Annotated in this window: 6 protein-coding genes; 3 read left to right on the top strand and 3 right to left on the bottom strand. The window is 71.7% G+C overall.

What is annotated here, in order from left to right; translation table 11 throughout:
• Positions 1 to 42: 42 nt before the first annotated feature.
• From FNH08_RS41150 to FNH08_RS41140, 3 genes are all read right to left on the bottom strand, one after another.
• Positions 43 to 273, bottom strand: a complete 231-nt coding sequence (locus FNH08_RS41150; RefSeq protein ID WP_322724976.1) for a DUF3107 domain-containing protein — start codon at positions 271 to 273, stop codon at positions 43 to 45.
• A 179-nt stretch (positions 274 to 452) separates the two neighbouring features.
• A complete protein-coding gene (locus FNH08_RS41145; RefSeq protein ID WP_322726294.1) occupies positions 453 to 1,094 on the bottom strand; it encodes a TetR/AcrR family transcriptional regulator in 642 nt (213 codons plus the stop codon).
• Between the two features lie 302 nt (positions 1,095 to 1,396).
• On the bottom strand, positions 1,397 to 1,612 hold the full coding sequence (locus FNH08_RS41140) for a hypothetical protein (protein WP_152776625.1): 216 nt from the start codon (positions 1,610 to 1,612) through the stop codon (positions 1,397 to 1,399).
• A 281-nt stretch (positions 1,613 to 1,893) separates the two neighbouring features.
• On the opposite strand from FNH08_RS41140, the gene FNH08_RS41135 reads away from it, so the two are divergent.
• The 3 genes from FNH08_RS41135 to FNH08_RS41125 form a co-directional block, all read left to right on the top strand.
• Entirely contained in the window at positions 1,894 to 3,066 is a 1,173-nt protein-coding gene (locus FNH08_RS41135; protein ID WP_228034674.1) for an alpha/beta fold hydrolase, read from the top strand.
• Positions 3,067 to 3,131: 65 nt separating this feature from the next.
• Positions 3,132 to 4,640 (top strand): DUF3152 domain-containing protein, encoded by a 1,509-nt coding sequence (locus FNH08_RS41130; protein WP_152776628.1) that lies wholly within the window; start codon positions 3,132 to 3,134, stop codon positions 4,638 to 4,640.
• A gap of 226 nt (positions 4,641 to 4,866) precedes the next feature.
• The coding region (locus FNH08_RS41125; protein WP_322726293.1) for a DUF3492 domain-containing protein at positions 4,867 to 6,691 on the top strand (1,825 nt) is incomplete at its 3' end.

Raw genomic sequence — 6,691 nt, 5'->3', positions numbered from 1 at the left:
GGGCGGCGACTCGCCGTCCGGGCCCCTTCGTCGCGCCGTGTGCTAGAGCGCGCTGCTGAAGCCCACCTTGCGCGCGGTGGGCTCGCCGATCTCCACATACGCCAGGCGTTCGGCGGGAACCAGGACCTTGCGGCCGTGGTCGTCCACGAGGCTCAGCAGCGGCGACTTGCCGGCCAGCGCCTCGGAGACAGCGCGCTCGACCTCCTCGGCACTCTGACCGCTCTCCAGAACGATCTCGCGGGGCGCGTGCTGCACGCCGATCTTGACCTCCACGGCTATGTCCCTCCGACGGTCAGTGAAGTGCGCGGCCGTCCGCGCCGTACCCAGCACACATTAGCCCGGTGAGGGGACGTACACCGACCGACCAAGAACGCCAGGAGCGAACAGCGGACGGGAACAAAGAACCTCCGGACGGGAACAAAGAGCCGTAAGACTCCGCCACATGGCGGGCGTCAGTGGTGTTCGCTGCTGTGCAGGGGGAACCCGGCGATGCCCCGCCAGGCCAGCGAGGCCAGCAGCTGCACCGCCTGCTCGCGCGGCACACTGCGGTCGCTGTGCAGCCAGGAGCGCGCCACCACCTGGGCGAGACCGCCCAGGCCCGAGGCGAGGAGCATCGACTCCGGGCGCGACAGGCCGGTGTCCTCGGCGATGACGTCGCAGATGGCCTCGGCGCACTCGTTCGTGACCTTGTCGACGCGCTCGCGGACGGCGGGCTCGTTCGTCAGGTCGGACTCGAAGACCAGCCGGAAGGCGCCGCCCTCGTCCTCGACGTACGTGAAGTACGCGTCCATCGTGGCCCGTACGCGCTGCTTGTTGTCGGTCGTCGACTCCAGCGCGCCGCGGACCGCCTGGAGCAGTGCCTCGCAGTGCTGGTCCAGCAGGGCCAGGTACAGGTCCAGCTTGCCCGGGAAGTGCTGGTAGAGCACCGGCTTGCTGACGCCGGCGCGTTCGGCGATGTCGTCCATCGCGGCCGAGTGGTAGCCCTGGGCCACGAAAACCTCCTGGGCGGCGCCCAGGAGCTGGTTCCGTCGGGCTCGGCGCGGCAGGCGAGTGCCCCGTGGGCGCGCCGCCTCTGTCTGCTCGATGGCTGTCACGCCGCCTCCCAAAATCGTCCACATGCGGTGTGCGCCGCGCCGCCATCGTACTTTTCGGTAACCCTGCTGCGCGCGGTGCCAGCGCAGAATTTCATGGACCGGACGCAGGAGGGAATGGCGCGGAGCACATCAAACAGGGGCGAAGTGGGTAGGTGAGCGCCCTGCCCGGCGCTCCGTGCGTCCCGGCTTCCCGTCATCAGTGCCTCCCGGTGAGTGGCTCCCGGTGAGTGCCTCCCGGTGGCGCGCATCAGCTCGCCGGACGTCACTTCGTCGGTCGTCGGTCCGTCATCGATATCGGTCCGTCATCGATAGTCGTCCTCGTCCAGTTCGACGACCCGTGCCTGCTCGGCGCGGTCGGCCTCGTTGGCGCTGTCCGGGTCCGCGCCGGTCAGGGGGTCGTCGTGGTGCGGTGCGAGATCCGCGTGCTGTTCGGCGGCATCGGCCTCGGGGGCCTCGACGCCGAACTCGGTGTCGTTCTGCTCGTCGAGGGTCTCGGGATCGGTCGGGTCGACGGTCATGCTGGGCTCCCTTCCCAAAATGTCCCAGAACATCCCTGAGCATCCCTGGAAGAAGCAGAGGTCGCGTGCGAGTTCCCTGTGGTACGAGCCTAGGAGACGCGCGATGGTGGCGCTATGCGGTCCGCCCGCGACCTCTGTACGGTCCAGGTGGTTTCTGTGTGGGCCAGGCGGCCGCTGTACGGTTTCCCAGGGTGCCGTCAGGGCGAACTTCCGTACCGGCAACGGCTGTCTGTGACGGCGAACACATGAACCACTGCGTGATCGTCTCGTAACATTGCCGCATGTCTTCGACCGAGTTGCCGTCCGCGCTTGCCGCCACTGTCACGCCGAAGGCGAGCCCGGTGCGGATCGCGGCCGGCGAGCGGCTGCGGTCGGTCGGGCTGCCGGGGGTCACCCTGACCGTACGGTCGAGACCGCCGGCGCGCGAAGGACTGCCCGCCGCCCTGTACGTGCACGGCCTGGGTGGTTCCTCGCAGAACTGGTCGGCGCTGATGCCGCTGCTCGACGGTCTGGTCGACAGCGAGGCGATCGACCTGCCCGGCTTCGGGGACTCCCCGCCACCGGACGACGGCGACTACTCGGTCACCGGGCACGCCCGCTCGGTGATCCGCTATCTCGACGCGGCCGAGCGCGGGCCCGTGCACCTCTTCGGGAACTCGATGGGCGGCGCGGTCGCGACCCGGGTCGCGGCGGTACGCCCCGATCTGGTCCGCACGCTGACGCTGGTCTCGCCCGCGCTCCCCGAGATCCGCGTGCAGCGGACCGCGCTGCCCACGGCGCTGCTGGCCCTGCCGGGGGTGGCCGGGCTGTTCACGCGCTTCAGCAGGGGCTGGACGGCCGAGCAGCGCGTCAGAGGCGTCACAGCGCTGTGCTACGGCGACCCCGGGCAGGTGACACCGGAGGGCTTCCGCAACGCGGTGGAGGAGATGGAGCGGCGGCTCCAGCTGCCGTACTTCTGGGACGCGATGGCGCGCTCGGCACGCGGGATCGTGAACGCGTACACCCTTGGCGGGCAGCACAACCTCTGGCGCCAGGCCGAGCGCGTCCTCGCGCCCACGCTCCTCGTCTACGGCGGCCGTGACCAGCTCGTCTCCTACCGCATGGCCCAGCGCGCGGCACGTGCCTTCCGTGGCTCCCGCCTGCTCTCCTTGCCGGACGCGGGGCATGTGGCGATGATGGAGTACCCGGAGACGGTGGCCACGGCGTTCCGTGAACTGCTCACGGACACCGTTCAGTTGGCGGACACGGCGCAGTTGGCGGACACCACGCAGTTGAGTGGTTCGCCGGACGAGAGCGGGGCGGCCTCCGGTACCGAGGGGCCGATCGCCGGCGCGGACGGCTCGGCCTCCGGGGTGCACAGGCCCGTCACGGGCGAATCGGGTACGGGCGAGACCGGTACATTCGAGGCCGGTACAGGCGAAGCCGATACAGGCGTCTCCGGCGCGGGGAGTTGAGGCGCGGCGTGGGACGACACAGCCGCAAGGGGCGGCCCGCCAAGGGCGGGACAACCGAGACACCCATGGCCCAGGCACCGCCGGCGGCCGGGGCGGCCGACGCGCCTGCACGCGGGATGCCGCGCCACCCGGACGGCACGCCCGCGCAGGGAGTGCCCCGATTCGCCGACGGCACCCCCGCGCGTGGGGTGCCGCGCATGTACGACGGGACGCCCGCTCAGGGCGTTCCGCGCTTTCCGGGGGCTCCTGGCGGTACGCCGGCGCAGGGGGTGCCCCGTTTCCCGGACGGCACGCCTGCGCGCGGCGTTCCGCGGCTGCCCGACGGCACTCCGGCCCACGGCATGCCGAGGTTTCCTGACGGCACGCCTCAGGTGCGGGGCGGGCATCCGCAGCAGCGTGAACAGGGCGGGGGCTGGGGGCGGTTCGCTGCCTCGGGCGCCCCGGGCCCGCACGGCACCTCCGGCCAGCAGGGCGCCCCGGGCCCGCAGGGCATGCCGCAGGGCGCGTCGGCCTCGGCCGGGTACGCGGACCCTCGGATACCGCGACAGCGGCAGCAGCCCGTCTCCGGCCACGGGCCGGAGTCCGGAGCTCACCCGGGGCGGCCCGACGCCTCCGGTGCCGGGCCGCGGAAGGCCTACCTCGACGCCTTCGAGGAGGTCGACGACGTCTTCACCCCCGGTCGGACCCACCGTGTCGCCCCGGGCCCGGAGGTCGACGAGACCGAGGAGGCGCTGCCGGACGAGGCGCCGGAGACCGGGAAGGGCAGGGGGAGCAAGGGGCGGACGTTCACGGGGATCGCCGCCGCGGCGGTCACCACCGTGCTGGCCGTCGTCGTGGCCGGACAGGTCACCGTCGGTCGCGACGGTGTCTCCCTGCAGTCACAGACTGCCGGGGGCGGTGACCGCGACGCCCGCGACTCCTCCTCGCGCGGCGAAAACCGGCCCACTCCGTCCGGGACACCGAGCGCGGCCCCGCTGACGTACGACGAGCAGATGGGCGAGAAGTACCCGCTCTCCGCCGACCTCAAGGGGAACGGGAAGTTCCAGGCGGTCATGGGCTTCGACAAGGCGCCGGGCACGGGCCAGAAGTTCCGGTACCGCATCGACGTCGAGGAGGGACTCGGCCTCGACGCCGAGCTGTTCGCGAAGGCCGTGCAGAAGACGCTGAACGACGACCGGAGTTGGGCCCACAACGGCGGCCGCACCTTCGAGCGGATCTCTTCCGGGAAACCGGACTTCGTGATCACGCTGGCCAGTCCGGGCACCACCGCCGAGTGGTGCGCCAAGTCGGGCCTCGACACGACCGTCGACAACGTGTCCTGCGACTCCGCCGCCACCGACCGCGTGATGATCAACGCCTACCGCTGGGCCCAGGGCTCCAAGACGTACGGCGACAAGATGTACGCGTACCGGCAGATGCTGATCAACCACGAGGTCGGCCACCGCCTCGGCTTCAACCATGTGACCTGCGACAAGGACGGCGAGCTCGCTCCCGTCATGCAGCAGCAGACGAAGTTCCTGGACCATGACGGGATCCACTGCCGGGCCAACCCCTGGGCGTTCCCGGAGGGTTGAGCCTCCGGCTGGACGGCGGGAGTCGGCCATGACGTGGCGAAACGCGGGTACTTGATCCCGTAGCGCGACAAAACGCCGCCCGCACGCGAAAGTCACGACCGTTCACCCCTTTTGGTGGTGCGACGGACAACCGTCCGTCGCACCACGGTCATGTCCGCATACGTTCTTCCCGCTGCGAGCCGCCGGTTCCACGGCGGCTCCCAAACGGGAGATCGGGGGTGCACACGTGCGCATCGGACTGCTTACGGAGGGTGGCTATCCGTATGTGAGCGGTGACGCCAGGCTCTGGTGCGACCGGCTCGTGCGCGGACTCGGGCAGCACGAGTTCGACATCTACGCGCTGAGCCGCAGTGAGCGACAGGAGGACGAGGGCTGGATCCCACTGCCGCCGCAGGTCAGCCGCGTACGGACCGCTCCGCTGTGGAGCGCGCGCGAGGACGGTGTCGTGTACGGCCGCCGGGCCCGGCGACGGTTCGCGGAGGCGTACGGGGAACTGGCGGCGTCGGTCTGCGGAGCGGGTGCCGCCGAGGCCGTGGGAAGCGCCCTCGACGTCGAGGCGGACCGTTTCGGCAGCGCGCTGTACGGGCTCGCCGAACTCGCTCTCGACGAGGGCGGACTGGTCTGTGCCCTGCGCTCGGAAGCCGCCGTGCGCATGCTGGAACGCGCCTGTCGCGCACCCGGCGCCCTGCGCGCGGCGCGGGAGGCGCGCGTTCCCGATCTGCTCACTGTCGCCGCACACCTCGAACGCGCCCTGCGCCCCCTTTCACTCGACTGGTACCAGGACGACGGCCTCGGCTCGGTCGACCTGTGCCATGCGGCGGCCGGTGGATCGGCCGCACTGCCCGGGCTGGTGGCCCGGCACTTCTCGGGGGTGCCGCTGCTCGTCACGGAGTACGGGGTGCAGTTGCGGACGCACTACCTCGCGGCCTCCGGCGACGCGCCGGTCCGCGCGCTGCTGTCGGCCTTCCACCAGAAGCTGGCCGCGGAGGTGTACCGGCAGGCCGCCTGCGTCACACCCGGCAACGCCCACGCCCGCCGCTGGCAGGAACGCTGCGGCGCCGACCGGGCCAAGCTCCGTACGGTCTATCCCGGCATGGACGCGTCCCGCTTCGCGGACGTGGGCGAGTCCGAGGAGCGCGCCGACCCGTACACGCTCGTCTGGATCGGCCGCATCGAACCCGCCAAGGACCTCATCTCCCTGCTGCACGCCTTCGCGGAGATCCGCCGGAGCGAGCCGAAGGCACGGCTGAGGATCGTGGGCGCCCCCGCCGACGGGCCGGAGGGCGCGGCCTACCTCGGGCACTGCCGGATGCTCGCCGCACAGCTCTTCCCCGACGAGGCGGAGGGCGCGCACGCCGTCGGCGACAACCCGGTGTCGTTCGAGGAGATCGGCGCGCCGGACGTGCCGGACCTGGCGGAGGCGTACGCGGCCGGGGCGGTCGTCGTCCTGTCGAGCGTCGTGGAGGGCTTCCCGATCAGCCTCGTCGAGGCCATGTTCTGCGGGCGGGCGACCGTGTCGACCGACGTGGGCGCGGTGGTGGAGGTCATCGGCGGTACGGGGCTCGTCGTGCCGCCGCGCAATCCGCGGGCGCTCGCGGAGGCGTGCGTGGCGCTGCTGGACGACCCCGAGCGCCGTGCACGCCTCGGCGCGGCCGCCCGCGCGCGAGCGCTCGAACTGTTCACCGTCGAGCAGAACGTCCAGGCGTTTCGGGACACCTATCTCGAGATCGTCTCCCACTCCCCGGTGCGGGTGGGTGCCGTGGACGACATGGGTGACCCATTGCCCTTCGGCGTTCCCGCGGAGGCCCACATCCCGGGGCGGTGGACGGAGGCCCGAGTGAGGGCCGAGGCGGGTGTGGCGGCTGGGGGCACGCTGGTGGCTGAGGTGCCGTTGGGGGTTGAGGGCCCGCTGGTGGTTGAGGCGGGCCCTCAGGTTGAGGGACCGCTGGTGGCCGAGGGGCGACTGGTGGCTGAGGGCCGGGCGGTGGCTGAAGGCCGGGTGACGAGCGAGGGCCGCCCACGCTGGGCGGTCGGGGTTGCGGTGGGGGAGG

The sequence above is a fragment of the Streptomyces spongiae genome (assembly GCF_009377185.1).
GTDB classification, from domain to species: Bacteria; Actinomycetota; Actinomycetes; order Streptomycetales; family Streptomycetaceae; genus Streptomyces; species Streptomyces spongiae.
The sequence above is the reverse complement of the archived record's forward strand: the minus strand, read 5'-3'. Positions and strand labels throughout refer to the sequence as shown.